Raw genomic sequence first — 16,204 nt, forward strand, 5'->3', positions numbered from 1 at the left:
ATTATTTATAATGCCTATACATAATTTCTCCTGCTATTTTTTTGGCCGTATCCTCATCCAATAATTTTTTTATAATTGAAAGTGAAAAATCAATAGCTGTACCTAAGCCTTTTGAAGTAATTACATTACCGTCTTCTACCACATCTTCATTAAGTACTGTGGCATTAGTCAGTTTACTTTCAAATCCGGGATAGCAGGTTGCGGCCTTACCTGCCAAAATTCCTTTACTGCCCAAAACACTGGGGGCTGCACATATTGCTGCCATATTCTTATTCTTCATATGGAAATCCTTAAGCAACTTATCTAAACCGTCATGTTCCATTAGATGATTTGTACCGGGCATCCCTCCGGGAAGAACCAGCATATCCCCATCATTAAAATCAGCCTCTTCAAATAAAATATTTGCCAGTACACTTATCTTATGGGATCCTGTAACTTGAAGGCTTCCGGATATAGATACCATAACTACCTCAATTCCGGCTCTTCTTAGTAAATCTACCACCGTTAACCCCTCTATTTCTTCGAAACCTTCCGCCAGGAAAATATATACCTTTGCCATAATAAATTCCTCCTTCTTTTCATTTATGTGTTTATTATTTAATAGCTAGTATCTAAAGGACACCTTGTCCATATACAAAATTATTATAATGGAAGAAGCTTCCTTAATCAATAGAAAGACCTCTTCCATCTTATTTGGCAACTAGTTTACTATCATCAAATTTGATACTCCCACATTCTTCAATGTCAACATGGGCTTGCAATCTTTTATATTTTTGGGTCTTCCTTTTGGACATACCTCCAATGCATAACAATCATCATAAGGAACCTCAAATTCAAAACAGCCACAAGTTCCTACCATTTCAGAACAGATATATTCCTTACTTTCATCACATATCTTATAGAGTTTTACTATATATTCATGGGAGCAACGGCAGCTGCAGCCCCAAATACATCCAAAGATTTTACCTGGTATAATTTTGCAGTCTCTCACCTTCTCCCTAACCATTATCTTACGATAAATTATCCGTGTTCTGGATCCCGGACAGGGGACAGGTACCCTAACAGGATATGGCCTATACTCTATCCGTGTTTTGTCCGGAGGACAAGGGGGGCAAGGTTCAGGTTCAGGACAAGGCTCTGGTTCGGGGCAGGGTTTGGCCGGAGGACAAGGAGGACAGGGCTCAGGCTCCGGACAGGATGGGCATTCTTCTATAGGTGCTACAACAGATGGTGGAGTCGGTGTAGGAACCGGAACACGGGGCGCAGCAGGTGCCGGTGGGGGAATCTGTTCAGGAACTTCACATACTACTCCTCCTACAAAAGGATACAGATGAAATTCAAACCCGCTTCTTGCATTTACCGCAAAAGATCCAAGGGCAGCATTACCGCTTACATGACCTCCTGTTTGATGTCCATGAAACATAGCAGAAGGAGCAAGGATACTTCCCCATATTGCTGCCGGTACTTCCATATAAATATTAGAAGCATCTTCAAAAACATAAAGTGTCCTATTGGCCAATCTTTCTTCTCCCCAAAGCCCATATTGAATATGAGCATTATTACCTGTCCTAAATATTACGATTGCAATACTTCCTTCCGGTATTTCAAAACGAAGCTCTTTATTTAATATTCCATTTGGCCTTGCATCAATTATAAATACATTTTGAATCGGATCATTTCCCCTAAGAATTTTTTCATGGAAATGATCAATTACTTCTCCATTGGCACTAAGCCCTGTGATACATTGATGAAAATCTACTATACTTTCTCTGGCCTCATTAAAAAATCTGGTTACATCTGCACCAATTCTGTCTGCGGGGATATAGCGGGGTACATCATAACTTGATATAGCATAATGATTTCCTCTGTCAGCGGGCTTCCAATAAGGACTTCCATTTTGGGCCTGGTATAAATCCATAAGCTCTTGTATCTGATTTGACCTACCGTCTTTACCGATCATATAGGTACTTCCCTTTGCAGCGCGAAAACTTCCTCCTGCCACCACATGACCGATAACTACCAAGGGTCCCTCCATGGAAATATTTCTACCTACTAAAAATCTTACGGAAACGGGACTATATCCGGTTTCTGTAAGTTTTCCATCATTTCCATAGGCTAAAGAAAATCCTCTGGGACTTACAAAATCTCTTCCCACAGCAAAAGCCCCTTTTATATCAACAATGTTATTAGCATCTCCAAAAACAATGGCGTTAAAATAAGAGGCAATTCCGAATGGCTGACCTGCTATATCATACCAAGTTATATCATCATAAGGAAGGCCGGCATGTGAAATTCTACCGTCTCTTTGACCTAAAAACATAGATACCTCCATAATGCAAATCATTGCATTAACATTCTCAATTCAGTTTATTCATAAGAAAAATAATCGTGCGAAATATATCTATGTTTTTTTTAAATTGTATAGTATAATGTCAGATATCCGGTCATATACAAAATTTAATTTAAAAGGAGAATATTATGTATGAATGGATTATAGAAATCATGAACAAATTTGGACTATTAGGTATCTTTTTACTAATAACCATTGAAAACATATTTCCACCAATACCATCGGAAGTTATATTAACCTTTGGCGGTTTTATGACCACACCTGTAGACTCAACCATAACAATCTGGGGAGTTATCATTGTTTCAACTCTTGGTTCTGTAGTGGGAGCTATCATATTATATGGTATCGGTTTACTATTATCAGCAGAACGACTAGGTGCTATACTAGACGGAAAAATAGGAAAGCTCCTTGGCTTTAAAAAAGATGATGTATTTAAGGCCTGTGATTGGTTTAATAAAAAAGGTAAAATCACGGTACTGTTTTGTCGTTGTGTCCCTATTGTACGAAGTTTAATTTCCATACCTGCAGGTATGGCAAAAATGAGATTTGATCTTTTTGTTATTTTAACTACACTAGGCTCCTTTATCTGGAATATTATCTTAGTATACCTTGGAGCCGCAGCAGGAGCTTCTTGGGAGAAAATCGTAGAAGGCACAGATGTATATAAGACAATTACAGTCATCGTCCTAGGAGTTATTGCCCTAGCTGTTCTTATATGGTATATCCTTTACAGGAAGAAAAATAGCACTACAAATAATGATTCTAAAAACTAAGTTTATAAATATTGTTATAAAGTAAAAGCTTGTTTCAAACCATTTGAAACAAGCTTTTATTATTTATATTATATATCTTCTTCTGGCTCTTTTTTACTTCCTATATAGAGCTTAACCTTGTCTATCCTCTTATGTTTAACACTCTCTAACTTAAAGACCAGATTATCAATTTCTATAATTCTGTCATCCTCTTCCTTAGGTATAAAACCTATTTGATCGATTAGAAAACCTGATATGGTATCATAATACTCAGAGTAAAGATTTAAATCTAGCTTATTGTTGATTTCTCCGATAGTAACTAGCCCGTCCACCAAATAGGTATTGGCATCAATTTGCTTGATTTTTACTAAGTCAGGATCATATTCATCTTCAATCTCACCCATGACTTCCTCAACCAAATCTTCCATGGTAACAATACCAGCAAAACCCCCATATTCATTAATTAAAACGGCAATCTGTTTCTTAGATTGCTGTAGTTCTCTTAGCAAATCTCTTATAAATTTGCTATCCGGAACAAAATAAGGCTTTCGAAGAATCGATCTTATATCTACCTTTGATGGACCATGCTTAATTGCTTCCCTAAGAAAATCTTTAATAAATAAGATCCCTATAATATTATCCACATCATCATCGTATACGGGAATTCTGGAGTATTTCGCTTCCATTAACTCCTCTATATATTCTTCTAAAGGTTCGGATATATCTATAGCAAAAACATTAATTCTTGGAGTCATTATTTCTTTAGCCATTTTATCATCAAATTCCATAATGGAATCTATCATTTCTTTTTCTCTACGATCTAATACTCCATGAACTTGTCCCTCTTTAACTAGGGACTTAATCTCCTCCCTCGACAGCATCTCTTCGGTATTACCTTCACTCATACCAAAAGGCTTAGTAACCAAATTGGTAGAGAAAGTAAGCAACTTAATAAAAGGTGAGGCGATGTTCGCAACTATACTTACAGGTTTAACACAAAACAGGCTAATGGCCTCCGGTTTATGCAAGGCAATCCGTTTAGGAACCAACTCGCCAAATACCAGTGTGATATAGGACAATATCAAGGTTACAACAAAAAATGATATCTTGGCACCATATGGTATGCCCTTCTTAGTCAGCCATGCTCCAACAGGTTCTGATAAACCGGTTGCCGCAGAAGCACTAGAAAAGAAGCCTGCCAGGGTTATTGCAACCTGAATTGTCGATAGGAATTTTGTAGGTTCATCCAAAAACTTTAAAACAAGTTTAGCACTTTTTTTCCCTTCATCTGCTAACTTTCTTACTTTTGATTTGTTAACAGATACCATGGCCATTTCAGCACAGGCAAAAAAAGCATTAGTAAGTGTGAGCGCCGCCAAAATCATAAGTTGAAAACCTATATGATTCGCGTCAGGGTTGTCTTCCATATTTTCTTTCCTCCATTATAACGGATTATACACGCTTTATATTTTATATTGTACGCTAAAATCCGCTTAATTAAAATAATAATTCTGCATATTAAGTATGCAGAAAATATTATAGCATATTCAGGTAAAAAAAACACTGTTTTTAATCTATTTATAAATAATTAAATTATATTTTTAATCATGATAATTTTTCATATGATTGTATTCTTTTCCACTTTATATTATACTAAAATCGAAATCTATAAAATGATTTTGTATTAAAGTAATGTTTAAGTTTACTGATATTGTTAAAACTATAATTGATTAATACAAATTATGACATTATCAGAAGGCAAAGATATAACAATAAACTTATTAAAGGAGGAATATAAATGGCTGTTAAAAACGACATGACAAAAGATTTTTTACATTCTGCATATGGTGGTGAAAGTCTTGCCCATATGAGGTATCTTACTTGGAGTAAAGTAGCAGAAAAAGAAGGCTTTAAAAACATTGCTAAACTTTTTACCGCTATTGCTTATGCAGAGAGGGTTCATGCTGAAAATCATTTTAAAGAAATCGGCGGACCTACTAATGATTATACCGTAACTGCCGGAGGAGTATTTGGTTATAATAATACCGTTGATAACCTACAGGGAGCCATTGACGGAGAGCTTCATGAAGTTGAACAAATGTATCCTGTTTATCTAAATGCCGCCGAATTCCAGGGAGAAAAAGGGGCACAGCGTTCCTTCCGCTATGCTCTTGAAGCTGAAAAAATCCATGCCAAGATGTTTAAAGAAGCTCAGGATTTAGCTAAAGAAGGAAAAGACTTGGATATTGAAGCAGTATATATCTGCCCAGTCTGCGGTCATACTATTTATGATGAAGCACCTGATAAATGTCCTGTTTGCGGTGCAAAGAAGGAATTATATAAGAAATTTTAATCTACCCTAATATTACAATAGCTCCAAGATAAAAAGGTATCCTAAGTTATGAACCGATCCCCGAAAATTAGACCAAATCTAACGATTGGGAGGTCGGTTCACTTATCAGGATACCTTTTTTAATCTTTTACTTATATTTAATTTCTTAAATTAATAACTTATGAGAAAACAGTTGTAAATTTTGTAATATTAATTATTATTTATTTGGCTACAGTTTTTGGCTACAGTAAAAAAGGAAGCACCATTTTTATATCAGTGCTTCCTTTTAAAATGCGGATGAAGGGACTCGAACCCCCACGGTCGCCCACTAGATCCTAAGTCTAGCGCGTCTGCCAATTCCGCCACATCCGCAAGTATGTTACAATGAGACATCCGGGACTCGAACCCGGGACACCTTGATTAAAAGTCAAGTGCTCTACCGTCTGAGCTAATATCCCTTAAAATAAAAAATCCGAAAAGCAAATTTGCTCTTCGTATTTAATTTTAAACTGGGCTAGGTGGATTCGAACCACCGACTGCAGGAGTCAAAGTCCTGTGCCTTACCGCTTGGCGATAGCCCAATACTTAAATTTTTTATAAGGGTGGATAAAGGGATTCGAACCCTTGACCTCCAGAGCCACAATCTGGCGCGCTAACCAGCTGCGCTATACCCACCATATATTTTATAAGACATAATATATTATATATCTATTCTACAAAGAAATTCATCCTTTAAGATGAAAACGTGCCAGGAGGGATTCGAACCCCCGACACATGGCTTAGAAGGCCATTGCTCTATCCAACTGAGCTACTAGCACTTATGATGTTAAAATCGATATGTCCTATTTTGTCCACATATCAAGCGGGTGATGGGAATCGAACCCACGTATCTAGCTTGGAAGGCTAGTGTTCTACCATTGAACTACACCCGCATATTATATCCTATTTTTAATTTTTTTATGACTAGATTTTGCTCTTACCAGGAACTGCTTGTTAGATTCCTTAGTAAGTCGGGGTGACAGGATTTGAACCTGCGACCTCTTGATCCCAAATCAAGCACTCTAGCCAAACTGAGCCACACCCCGATAATTAGCTCTTCGGTACATACTTATCATAAACTGTGGCTACTGATGATACTGCGTACCGCTTAACATTCTTTCTCTATAATCGGCTTTTGCCGTGACGCAAGATTTATTATATAATAGCATTCAACTATTGTCAACAACTTTTTTAAACTTTTTTTAAGGAATTTTAAATCTTTTTGATATTGCCTTAAATCATTTACATAAATCAGGTTTTTATGGATTATTCAACTATTTCTTATAATAATTAAGAGTAAAATGGGCTTTCCCCTCTTTATCTATATCCATAATAATGAATGTTGGAATTCTTCCCTGCTGCCTAGGAAGTGCCAAACTTCCCGGGTTAATTGCCCAGATATCATCAGATAAATCTATCATTGGAATATGGGTATGCCCAAACATAACTATATCTGCCTGTCTAATCCTTGCAGCTTCTTTTATTGGACCTAAGCCATAATAGACACCATATCTATGGCCATGGGTTAGCATAACAGTATAATTACCAATCTCTATAAACTTATCTTTAGGAAGTCCACAAAAAAAATCATTATTTCCTGAAACCATATGAATAGGACAGGGGACAATTGATTTTATATACTCCTGATTATTTCCAAAATCCCCAAGATGAATCATTAAATCTATGGGGCTTACTCTTTTTATGGTATCAAGCAAATACATATCCCTGCCATGGGTATCACTAACTATCAAAACCTTCATCTATATGCTCCTGTATTAATTATTTAACTATATATGCTTAAGTAGTACTTCTTTCATGGCTTGTAAAGCTTTTCCCCGATGGCTAATATTATTTTTAAGCTCCAAAGGCATATCCGCTGTAGTACAATTATATTCCGGAACATAGAATATGGGATCATATCCAAAGCCATTACTTCCGCTTATCTTTTTAGCAATATACCCTTCAATAACCCCTGTTCTTGTGATTATATTGCCATCTGGAAATGCACAGGCAATAACACACACAAATCTAGCACTACGGTCATTTTCCTCCACATCTTTAAGCTTATCTATTATATATTGATTTTTTACTGAGTAAGGGGTATTCTCTCCAAGAAATCTGGCTGAATATATGCCCGGAGCTTTATCTAAATAGTCCACCTCTAAACCCGAATCATCAGCAAAAACAATTTCTCCTGTCAAATCACAGATAGTCTTTGCTTTTATAATGGCATTCTCCTCAAAACTTGTACCATTTTCCTCTATATTAACATTTATGTTTGCTTCCTTTAAAGATAAAATCTCTACTTTTAGATCCCCTAATATTTTTTTGATTTCAGCTAGTTTACCTTCATTTGAAGTGGCAAATATAATCTTCTTCATATTAATCTCCAATCATACAAAAATTAAGGAATTAACTCCTCATAAGCCCGCAATATACCATTATATATTCCTTTTGCAATATCTTCTTGTCCGGCGGCGCTTTTTAAGTATTTTAAATCATTATTATTGGTCATATAACCGGCTTCAATAATAACTGCAGGAACTTTTGCATTCCGCAGGATAAAGATATCATTATTTTGCATTCTAACTAATCCATTATTTTTTAAAGGGACAATTTTAGATATTTCCTCACTTAATATCCCCGCAAAGTCCACAGTTTTAATATCCTTATGTTCATGATCATAATAAAGGATTTCAGTTCCGTTTGGCCTTGTGGAAGTACTGGCATTACAGTGAATACTTATGAAGAAATCACAATCCACTTCATTGGCCAGTGTAAATCGAGGCCTTAGGAATATTGTTTCATCTGATAATCTAGTATAATAGACCTTAATATCATCATTGTCAATAAGTTCTTTTAGGGCCGATAATATCTTTATATTAATTTCTTTTTCATATGTATTGCCATCCTTAGAAAGTGCTCCTGGATCCTTACCACCATGTCCCGCATCTATAACCAAAATTTTATCATATACATCTTTTGGCCTTCTTAAATCAATATAATAATTATTATCATCCTCATATAAAATATGAGCATATACATGGTTTAGTTTAAGCAGAATTTCATATTCCCTATATCCTAAATTATCCGACTGGCTACTTATGGTGATTTCATGAACAGGATCATTTCCATAATCCCTAATAGGATCACTACTTTCTAAACCATCCTCATCATTTTCTGATGTGTCTACTTCTACATAATCAGGTTCTCCTATAAATTTTTCTTCTTTATAAACCCTACTAATATAGTCGCCATCAATTATTTCATCCATATAGCCGGATATGATAATTTTAAGACTCCTATTAATATAAAGATCCTGTAATTGTATCTGAAGGTCATCACCTTTGGGCTTTTTTATTATTAAGTATTGATCTTGCAACTGTTTTAATACGGACTTATTTGCTTTCTTTGTTTTAGTTTGATTATTATCATTATCTTTAGTAAGCTTATTATAATAAGCTTTTTCATCCTGAGTATTACTTGCTGATATGGCTAAAGAATTATAATGTTTTATAGCAAATGAAATAACAATCACAAATATCATTAACAGAACATTTTTAATGGCAGTCTTCATTAGCAATCTATTATCCAAACAACTTCCCCCCTTCATGGAGATAAATTTCGATTTTAGGTATATTATATATGAATCTATCCCTATTAACAATTGTATTCTGATAATATTACTCAAATATTGTTGAAACTTGCTATATTTTATGTTGGCTAATTATTGCTTTTCTATAAAGTAATATATATAATTAAACCGTAACTTATATATAATGATTGTTACACAGGTAGGGGATAAAATGAGATCAATAAATTATATACCAATCAAGCAAAAGGACGGTTATATAACTAAACTTATCTATCTAAGTTCCCAAAAGAAGCCAAAAGCCAGTATATTAATATTACACGGTATGGCAGAACATTGCATACGTTATTATCCCTTTGCAGAATACTTATTAGATTTAGGATTAGATGTATACCTATATAACCATAGAGGTCATGGAAGGGATAAAAGGCTAGACGAATTAGGATACATTTCTGACCATAAAGGTTACCAGCTTCTTATTGAGGATGCTATTACAATCAGTAAATATATTAATAAGAACAGCAGAACTAAGAATCTCTTCTTATTTGGCCATAGTATGGGTTCACTAATAGCTAGAAATGTAATCCAAACATATAATGATTATAATGGTGTCATATTATGTGGTACAGCTTATCCTTCTCAATTTCTTATTATGTCTGGATTATTTATTACTTGTCTAATCAAAAAAATTAAAGGACCAAGATATATTTCCCCTTTCTTACATAACTTAATCTTTGGAAATAAAAAATATACAGTCTTATCAGATAGAACAGCTTATGATTGGCTATCAAGAAGCCATCCTGCAGTGGGAGCTTATGTCCATGACCCTTATTGCGGATTTACATGTACTGCCTCATTTTATCATGACCTTATGAAACTAACTGCTAATGCTGCTAATAAAAAATTATTATCTAAGACCAAAGCTGATCTTCCTCTATTTATTATAAGCGGTGAAAAAGATCCCGTTGGAGGTTATGGAAAGGATGTTAAGGAGCTAATTACAGTTTATAAAAGCCTTGGTTTCACCAATATAGATTATAAATTATATCCTGACTGCAGACATGAATTATTAAACGAGTTAAATAAACATGAAGTATATGAAGATATTTATAATTGGATCTCAAAGAAAATATAGATAATAATAAAAACATGGGTATTCTTACATATGCTAAAAGCATAATATAGTCCCATGTTTTTATTATACATATCAATTAATGGATTTTGCCTTTGGAGGTTTGGGTCCCATAAACTGATAAAAATATGTTTTCATCATGCCATTATATACTTTCCTATTCCTATCTGCCTTTCTTCCGATATATTTTTCAGCATTTTCATACCCTGTAATAATATAGTATGACCAAGCATCTAATGATCCAAATACTTTTCCTATCTCTTTGTATAAGCCAGGTAAATTTTTTTGCTCCTCTAACCTTTCTCCGTAGGGAGGATTAGTTATTATAAAACCATATTTTTTACTGCTGCTAAGACTTGAAAGATCCTTCTGTTGAAAATGTATGAGGTGATCCACTCCGGCCATCCTTGCATTTTGTCTTGCAGCCTTTACAATTTCTCCATCTATATCATAGCCTTGAATATTCATATCAATATCTTTAAGCTGAAGATCCCTTGCCTCATCTCTTGCTTCTTTCCATATTTTATCTGGAAAGAAGCCCTTCCAAGATTCTGCAAGAAAACTTCTGTTAATACCCGGTGCTATCTTTGCACCTATTAAAGCTGCCTCAATGGGGATTGTTCCACTACCACAAAAAGGATCAACTAATATACGGTCCTTATTCCATGGGGTCAGCATAATTAAGGCTGCAGCCAGTGTCTCTGTAATAGGAGCCTTGCTGATTAATTTACGATATCCTCTTCGATGTAGGGACTCCCCAGAGGTATCGATACAAACTGTAACCTCATCCTTTATAATGGTTACCCGGAGAGGGTATGCACTTCCGCTTTCTTCAAACCATTCAATCTTATATTTTTTCTTCATCCTTTCAACAATTGCCTTTTTCATTATAGATTGAATATCTGACGGACTAAAAAGCTTAGAATTTATTGAATTTGCTTTTGCCACCCAGAACCTTCCGTCAGAAGGTATATATTCTTCCCAGGGAATGGCTTTTGTGCTTTCAAATAATTCATCAAAGGTTTCAGCCTTAAAAGATGCTACTTTCAGCAAAACTCTCTCTGTTGTCCTAAGAAACATATTAGCTCTGGCACATAAATTTATATCACCGGTATAAGTTACCTTACCATTATCTACATTTGTTATTTCATATCCCAAATCCTTGATTTCTCGCTTTAAAACAGCTTCTAAGCCAAAATGACAAGGTGATATATATTCATATTTTATCATGGTTTCCTCCTAGCGTATCTTAAAATATATAATAGCATTGTAAGGTTTATTATCTGTATAGTCAATGTTTTTATAAGCTACTACCCTCTAGTTTACCACGATATGCCCGAATTCCTCCGTATAGGTTTTTTATATTATAGCCATGTTTCATTAAATCTCTTGCTGCCATTAAGCTAATATTACCTCTGTCACAATAAAAAATTAATAATTTATTTCTATTCAACCTGTTAATTTCATTTTCCAAATTTTCATAAGGTATGTTAATAGCTGAAGGAATATGCCCCTTTAGATATTCTTCTTTTTCCCTCAAATCTATAATTAAAACATCCGGACGGCCTATATAATAAATCACTTCATTTGCCCTGATTGTTTCAAAAGACATCCCGCCACTTCCTTTCATATTTTATAGAAAGCTTGAATATTTTTTGGTACAAAATGAATATTATAAGTATCTTATTATATTATATTCCGACAAAATTATTTTGATATAATACAAAAAAAGGTAGGCCCATATGGCCTACCAATAATAGATATTTTCCTTTTATTAATTATTATTATCGAGATTTCTAAATCTACTTGAATTATTTCTTACATTACATCTGGTTCCTGTGCTATTAGATCCTGTGTAATTAGATGTTCTTGTGTTACTTGTATTGTTTGTATTGTTTGCATTTCGAACATTGTTAGTATTATTGGCGTTTCTTGTATTATTGGCATTACTTGCATTTCTGCTGTTGGTATTATTAGCATTTCTACTGTTAGTGTTGTTAGCATTTCTGCTATTGTTTTGTGTATTGTTTGTAGTATTTCTTACATTGGATGTTTGATTATTGTTCATAGCTGGCCTCCTATATAAAATCTAAATTGCTATTGCAAATATTATTATTTGTTTTTTTAATAGAAATATGCACTTTATTTTCTGTGGAATATTGTCATTTTTGTCATTTTTTATAAAAAATCATTAAATTTTTGATATAATATGTCTTTATTTAAACCTTGCATTATAGACATTTATATACTATAATAATAAAGTGCTCAGACTAAGCTTCTGAGCACTTATAACCCCTTATTAATTATTTATACTCCCCTCATCGAAACGACCGCTTGGCTCCCCCTTGCGGTCGTTTCTTATTGTTATAATAAAATTATATATACATACACCTTATTGCTAGGTTTATTGCTTTTTAAAAATAGCCCATAATACAGCAATAATAATTAATAATGGTAAAAATAAAAATAACATTCTAATCATAATCCAACCGATTCGAATTATGAAAAACAAAAGCATAAAGAGAATAAATATACCTAAGGCCTTATGGTACCACTTTAAATGATAATATTTTATATTCCTATTAGTATCATTTTCATACCTGCTATAATTACTATCATATCTATTACTATTATAATTACTGTAATTATTAGTTGAATTTTTTTCACTTTCTATTATTGTCTTTGCTATCAGTCTCGGATCACCAATTTCCTTTATTACTTCTTCTTCGCTTTTATCCTCTTGTGAACTTATATATTCACTATAAAACCTGATACTCTGTTCTATAACTCTATTATCTATTTCCCCCTCTAAAGACTGTCTGAGGATATCAAGAAATTCTTTTTTATTCATATAAGCCTCCTTTGTCTCATTTTAACATATTTATGATATTTGGTAAATTAAGAATAAATTAAAAAACAAAAAAATGTGATTGCAAACAATTTTCTTGAATGCAATCACATGTACTTATTCCACTATATGATCGTGTGCTAGAGGATTCGAACCCCTGACCTTCTGGTCCGTAGCCAGACGCTCTATCCAGCTGAGCTAAGCACACATATAAATTAAAACAATGCCGGCGACCGGAATCGAACCGGTACGGGAGGTTGAGTCCCGCAGGATTTTAAGTCCTGTGCGTCTGCCTGTTCCGCCACGCCGGCATTAATGGGACCTATAGGGCTCGAACCTATGACCCCCTGCTTGTAAGGCAGGTGCTCTCCCAGCTGAGCTAAGATCCCAATTAGTATTTGTAAAGTTAGATCAAATTATCAATAGTTTTAGATAAAAAGAGCGACCCAGAAGAGACTCGAACTCTCGACCTCCGCCGTGACAGGGCGGCGCTCTAACCAACTGAGCCACTGGGCCTAAACTAAGTGGACCTTCAGGGACTTGAACCCCGGACCGACCGGTTATGAGCCGGTTGCTCTAACCAACTGAGCTAAAGGTCCAAACACCCGAATATTTAAACAAAAGAATGACTCCAAGGGGATTTGAACCCCTGTTACCGCCGTGAAAGGGCGGTGTCTTAACCACTTGACCATGGAGCCGCATCACTTATTATAACACAATGTACTTGCATTTGTCAACTAATATTTATCTATATTTTTTAGTTTGTCTAATATTTATAGCAAATATCCATTGTCTTATAAACTCCCCGAGTAGGGCTCGAACCTACAACCCCACGGTTAACAGCCGTGTGCTCTACCATTGAGCTATCGAGGATTATATTATATTTTTAAATAAATATATTGACAAAATACTACACATGAAAATGATTTCATCCATATCTGTAAAAACCTATTTAGGTCAAGCCCTCGACCTATTAGTAACAGTCAGCTACATGTGTTACCACACTTCCACCTCTGTCCTATCTACCTTGTGGTCTTCAAGGGGTCTTACTTGCTTATTGCAATGGGATATCTTATCTTGAGGGAGGCTTCACGCTTAGATGCCTTCAGCGTTTATCCCTGCCAAACTTGGCTACTCGGCCATGCACTTGGTAGTACAACCGATACACCAGCGGTTTGTCCAACCCGGTCCTCTCGTACTAAGGTCAGATCCTCTCAAATATCCTGCGCCCACGCCGGATAGGGACCGAACTGTCTCACGACGTTCTGAACCCAGCTCGCGTACCGCTTTAATGGGCGAACAGCCCAACCCTTGGGACCTGCTACAGCCCCAGGATGCGATGAGCCGACATCGAGGTGCCAAACCACTCCGTCGATGTGAACTCTTGGGAGTGATAAGCCTGTTATCCCCAGGGTAGCTTTTATCCGTTGAGCGATGGCAATCCCACTTTATACCACCGGATCACTAAGTCCTACTTTCGTACCTGCTCCACCCGTCGGTGTCACAGTCAAGCTCCCTTATGCCTTTACACTCTGCGAATGGTTTCCAACCATTCTGAGGGAACCTTTGAGCGCCTCCGATACCCTTTCGGAGGCGACCGCCCCAGTCAAACTCCCCACCTGACATTGTCCACCGGCCGGATCACGGCCGCGTGTTAGAAACCCAGTAACACAAGGGTGGTATCCCAACAGCGGCTCCACGACAACCGGAGTTGTCGCTTCATAGCCTCCCACCTATCCTGTGCATGCATTACCGAGTCCCAGTATCAAGCTAGAGTAAAGCTCCATGGGGTCTTTCCGTCCTGGCGCGGGTAACCAGCATCTTCACTGGTATTTCAATTTCACCGGGTGCATTGTCGAGACAGTGCCCAAATCATTACGCCTTTCGTGCGGGTCGGAACTTACCCGACAAGGAATTTCGCTACCTTAGGACCGTTATAGTTACGGCCGCCGTTTACTGGGGCTTAAGTTCAAAGCTTCGCCTTGCGGCTAACCTCTCCCCTTAACCTTCCAGCACCGGGCAGGCGTCAGCCCATATACTTCACCTTTCGGTTTTGCATAGACCTATGTTTTTGCTAAACAGTTGCTTGGGCCATTTCTCTGCGGCCTGGTTGCCCAGGCGCCCCTTCTCCCGAAGTTACGGGGCCATTTTGCCGAGTTCCTTAACAATGCTTCTCCCGTCGGCCTTAGGATTCTCTCCTCATCCACCTGTGTCGGTTTACGGTACGGGCTCATACAAAGCTATAGCGGCTTTTCTCGACGGCATGGGTTCGGAAGCTTCGCTACTTTATGTTCGCTCCTCTTCACACTTTAGCAACGCCTGAGGGATTTGCCTCCCAGGCTAGCCTTTGTGCTTGAACCGGTCTTTCCATTCCCGGCTCTTCCTACCCTTCCGTGTCCCCACAGTTCTGTTTGTATGAGGTACAGGAATTTCAACCTGTTATCCATCGGCTACGCTTTTCAGCCTCGCCTTAGGTCCCGACTTACCCAGGGCAGATCAGCTTTACCCTGGAAACCTTAGATATTCGGCCTAGAAGATTCTCACTTCTATCTCGCTACTCATTCCGGCATTCTCTCTTCTTAATACTCCACTGCTCCTTTCGGTACAGCTTCGTCGCATTAAGAATGCTCCTCTACCAACCATATAATTATGGTTCCACAGCTTCGGTGGCGTGTTTTAGCCCCGGACATTTTCGGCGCAGGACCTCTCGACTAGTGAGCTATTACGCACTCTTTGAATGTATGGCTGCTTCTAAGCCAACATCCTAGTTGTCTTCGAAATCCCACATCCTTTTCCACTTAACACGCACTTGGGGACCTTAGCCGGTGGTCTGGGCTCTTTCCCTTTTGACTATCCAACTTATCTCGTATAGTCTGACTCCCGATCTTTAATTATACGGCATTCGGAGTTTGATATGCTTCGGTAAGCTTTGACGCCCCCTAGGCAATTCAGTGCTCTACCTCCGTTAATCATAATCGAGGCTAGCCCTAAAGCTATTTCGAGGAGAACCAGCTATCTCCGGGTTCGATTGGAATTTCACCCCTACCCACACCTCATCACCACCCTTTTCAACGGATGTGTGTTCGGTCCTCCACCGCCTTTTACGGCGGCTTCAACCTGGACATGGGTAGATCACCCGGTTTCGGGTCTACTATTACT

Annotated in this window: 13 protein-coding genes, 14 tRNA genes and 1 rRNA gene (1 of these 28 cut by a window edge); 3 read left to right on the top strand and 25 right to left on the bottom strand. The window is 36.9% G+C overall.

Annotated elements, in window-relative coordinates:
• Position 1 precedes the first annotated feature (1 nt).
• Entirely contained in the window at positions 2 to 559 is a 558-nt protein-coding gene (locus tag SD1D_RS10635; RefSeq protein ID WP_058258902.1) for a DJ-1 family glyoxalase III, read from the bottom strand.
• 141 nt (positions 560 to 700) lie between these two features.
• The gene (locus tag SD1D_RS10640) at positions 701 to 2,320 is read right to left on the bottom strand and encodes a collagen-binding domain-containing protein (protein ID WP_058258903.1); all 1,620 of its coding nucleotides are present in this window, start codon (positions 2,318 to 2,320) and stop codon (positions 701 to 703) included.
• Positions 2,321 to 2,478: 158 nt separating this feature from the next.
• Between SD1D_RS10640 and SD1D_RS10645 the strand changes: the two genes are divergently transcribed.
• Complete coding sequence (locus SD1D_RS10645) at positions 2,479 to 3,123, top strand: DedA family protein (protein WP_058258904.1); 645 nt, start codon at positions 2,479 to 2,481, stop codon at positions 3,121 to 3,123.
• Between the two features lie 68 nt (positions 3,124 to 3,191).
• Here the strand turns inward: SD1D_RS10645 and SD1D_RS10650 are convergent, their stop codons facing one another.
• Positions 3,192 to 4,529: a hemolysin family protein gene (locus tag SD1D_RS10650; RefSeq protein WP_058258905.1), complete on the bottom strand. Its 1,338-nt coding sequence runs from the start codon at positions 4,527 to 4,529 to the stop codon at positions 3,192 to 3,194.
• A 371-nt stretch (positions 4,530 to 4,900) separates the two neighbouring features.
• Here SD1D_RS10650 and SD1D_RS10655 point away from each other — a divergent pair, with 371 nt between their 5' ends.
• Positions 4,901 to 5,455 (top strand): rubrerythrin family protein, encoded by a 555-nt coding sequence (locus tag SD1D_RS10655; protein WP_058258906.1) that lies wholly within the window; start codon positions 4,901 to 4,903, stop codon positions 5,453 to 5,455.
• 271 nt (positions 5,456 to 5,726) lie between these two features.
• Here the strand turns inward: SD1D_RS10655 and SD1D_RS10660 are convergent.
• The 10 genes from SD1D_RS10660 to SD1D_RS10705 all read right to left on the bottom strand — a co-directional run bounded on the left by SD1D_RS10660 (position 5,727) and on the right by SD1D_RS10705 (position 9,068).
• Positions 5,727 to 5,806, bottom strand: a tRNA-Leu gene (locus tag SD1D_RS10660).
• A gap of 13 nt (positions 5,807 to 5,819) precedes the next feature.
• Positions 5,820 to 5,892, bottom strand: a tRNA-Lys gene (locus tag SD1D_RS10665).
• Positions 5,893 to 5,943: 51 nt separating this feature from the next.
• A tRNA-Gln gene (locus SD1D_RS10670) sits at positions 5,944 to 6,015 on the bottom strand.
• A gap of 20 nt (positions 6,016 to 6,035) precedes the next feature.
• A tRNA-His gene (locus SD1D_RS10675) sits at positions 6,036 to 6,109 on the bottom strand.
• A 69-nt stretch (positions 6,110 to 6,178) separates the two neighbouring features.
• Positions 6,179 to 6,252: transfer RNA gene (locus SD1D_RS10680), tRNA-Arg, on the bottom strand.
• Between the two features lie 43 nt (positions 6,253 to 6,295).
• Positions 6,296 to 6,366: transfer RNA gene (locus tag SD1D_RS10685), tRNA-Gly, on the bottom strand.
• Positions 6,367 to 6,444: 78 nt separating this feature from the next.
• Positions 6,445 to 6,519, bottom strand: a tRNA-Pro gene (locus SD1D_RS10690).
• Between the two features lie 228 nt (positions 6,520 to 6,747).
• Positions 6,748 to 7,233: a metallophosphoesterase family protein gene (locus tag SD1D_RS10695; RefSeq protein WP_058258907.1), complete on the bottom strand. Its 486-nt coding sequence runs from the start codon at positions 7,231 to 7,233 to the stop codon at positions 6,748 to 6,750.
• A gap of 27 nt (positions 7,234 to 7,260) precedes the next feature.
• A complete protein-coding gene (locus tag SD1D_RS10700) occupies positions 7,261 to 7,854 on the bottom strand; it encodes an XTP/dITP diphosphatase (RefSeq protein ID WP_058258908.1) in 594 nt (197 codons plus the stop codon).
• 23 nt (positions 7,855 to 7,877) lie between these two features.
• Positions 7,878 to 9,068, bottom strand: a complete 1,191-nt coding sequence (locus tag SD1D_RS10705) for an N-acetylmuramoyl-L-alanine amidase family protein (RefSeq protein WP_058258909.1) — start codon at positions 9,066 to 9,068, stop codon at positions 7,878 to 7,880.
• A gap of 211 nt (positions 9,069 to 9,279) precedes the next feature.
• Here SD1D_RS10705 and SD1D_RS10710 point away from each other — a divergent pair, with 211 nt between their 5' ends.
• Complete coding sequence (locus SD1D_RS10710; protein WP_058258910.1) at positions 9,280 to 10,200, top strand: alpha/beta fold hydrolase; 921 nt, start codon at positions 9,280 to 9,282, stop codon at positions 10,198 to 10,200.
• 72 nt (positions 10,201 to 10,272) lie between these two features.
• On the opposite strand, the gene SD1D_RS10715 is transcribed toward SD1D_RS10710, so the two are convergent.
• From SD1D_RS10715 to SD1D_RS10770, 12 genes are all read right to left on the bottom strand, one after another.
• Entirely contained in the window at positions 10,273 to 11,427 is a 1,155-nt protein-coding gene (locus SD1D_RS10715; RefSeq protein ID WP_058258911.1) for a THUMP domain-containing class I SAM-dependent RNA methyltransferase, read from the bottom strand.
• 70 nt (positions 11,428 to 11,497) lie between these two features.
• A complete protein-coding gene (locus tag SD1D_RS10720; RefSeq protein ID WP_058258912.1) occupies positions 11,498 to 11,809 on the bottom strand; it encodes a rhodanese-like domain-containing protein in 312 nt (103 codons plus the stop codon).
• A 162-nt stretch (positions 11,810 to 11,971) separates the two neighbouring features.
• Complete coding sequence (locus tag SD1D_RS10725; protein ID WP_058258913.1) at positions 11,972 to 12,265, bottom strand: hypothetical protein; 294 nt, start codon at positions 12,263 to 12,265, stop codon at positions 11,972 to 11,974.
• A 336-nt stretch (positions 12,266 to 12,601) separates the two neighbouring features.
• Positions 12,602 to 13,048: a DUF1700 domain-containing protein gene (locus SD1D_RS10730; protein WP_058258914.1), complete on the bottom strand. Its 447-nt coding sequence runs from the start codon at positions 13,046 to 13,048 to the stop codon at positions 12,602 to 12,604.
• 131 nt (positions 13,049 to 13,179) lie between these two features.
• Positions 13,180 to 13,253, bottom strand: a tRNA-Arg gene (locus tag SD1D_RS10735).
• Positions 13,254 to 13,269: 16 nt separating this feature from the next.
• Positions 13,270 to 13,356 (bottom strand) — tRNA-Leu (locus SD1D_RS10740).
• Between the two features lie 5 nt (positions 13,357 to 13,361).
• Positions 13,362 to 13,434, bottom strand: a tRNA-Val gene (locus SD1D_RS10745).
• A 53-nt stretch (positions 13,435 to 13,487) separates the two neighbouring features.
• A tRNA-Asp gene (locus SD1D_RS10750) sits at positions 13,488 to 13,561 on the bottom strand.
• A 9-nt stretch (positions 13,562 to 13,570) separates the two neighbouring features.
• A tRNA-Ile gene (locus SD1D_RS10755) sits at positions 13,571 to 13,644 on the bottom strand.
• A gap of 27 nt (positions 13,645 to 13,671) precedes the next feature.
• A tRNA-Glu gene (locus SD1D_RS10760) sits at positions 13,672 to 13,743 on the bottom strand.
• Between the two features lie 103 nt (positions 13,744 to 13,846).
• Positions 13,847 to 13,918, bottom strand: a tRNA-Asn gene (locus SD1D_RS10765).
• 80 nt (positions 13,919 to 13,998) lie between these two features.
• Positions 13,999 to 16,204 (bottom strand): 23S ribosomal RNA (locus tag SD1D_RS10770); it runs 694 nt beyond the window's last position.

Origin of the sequence: Herbinix luporum (assembly GCF_900070325.1) — a bacterium.
GTDB lineage: Bacteria > Bacillota > Clostridia > Lachnospirales > Lachnospiraceae > Mobilitalea > Mobilitalea luporum.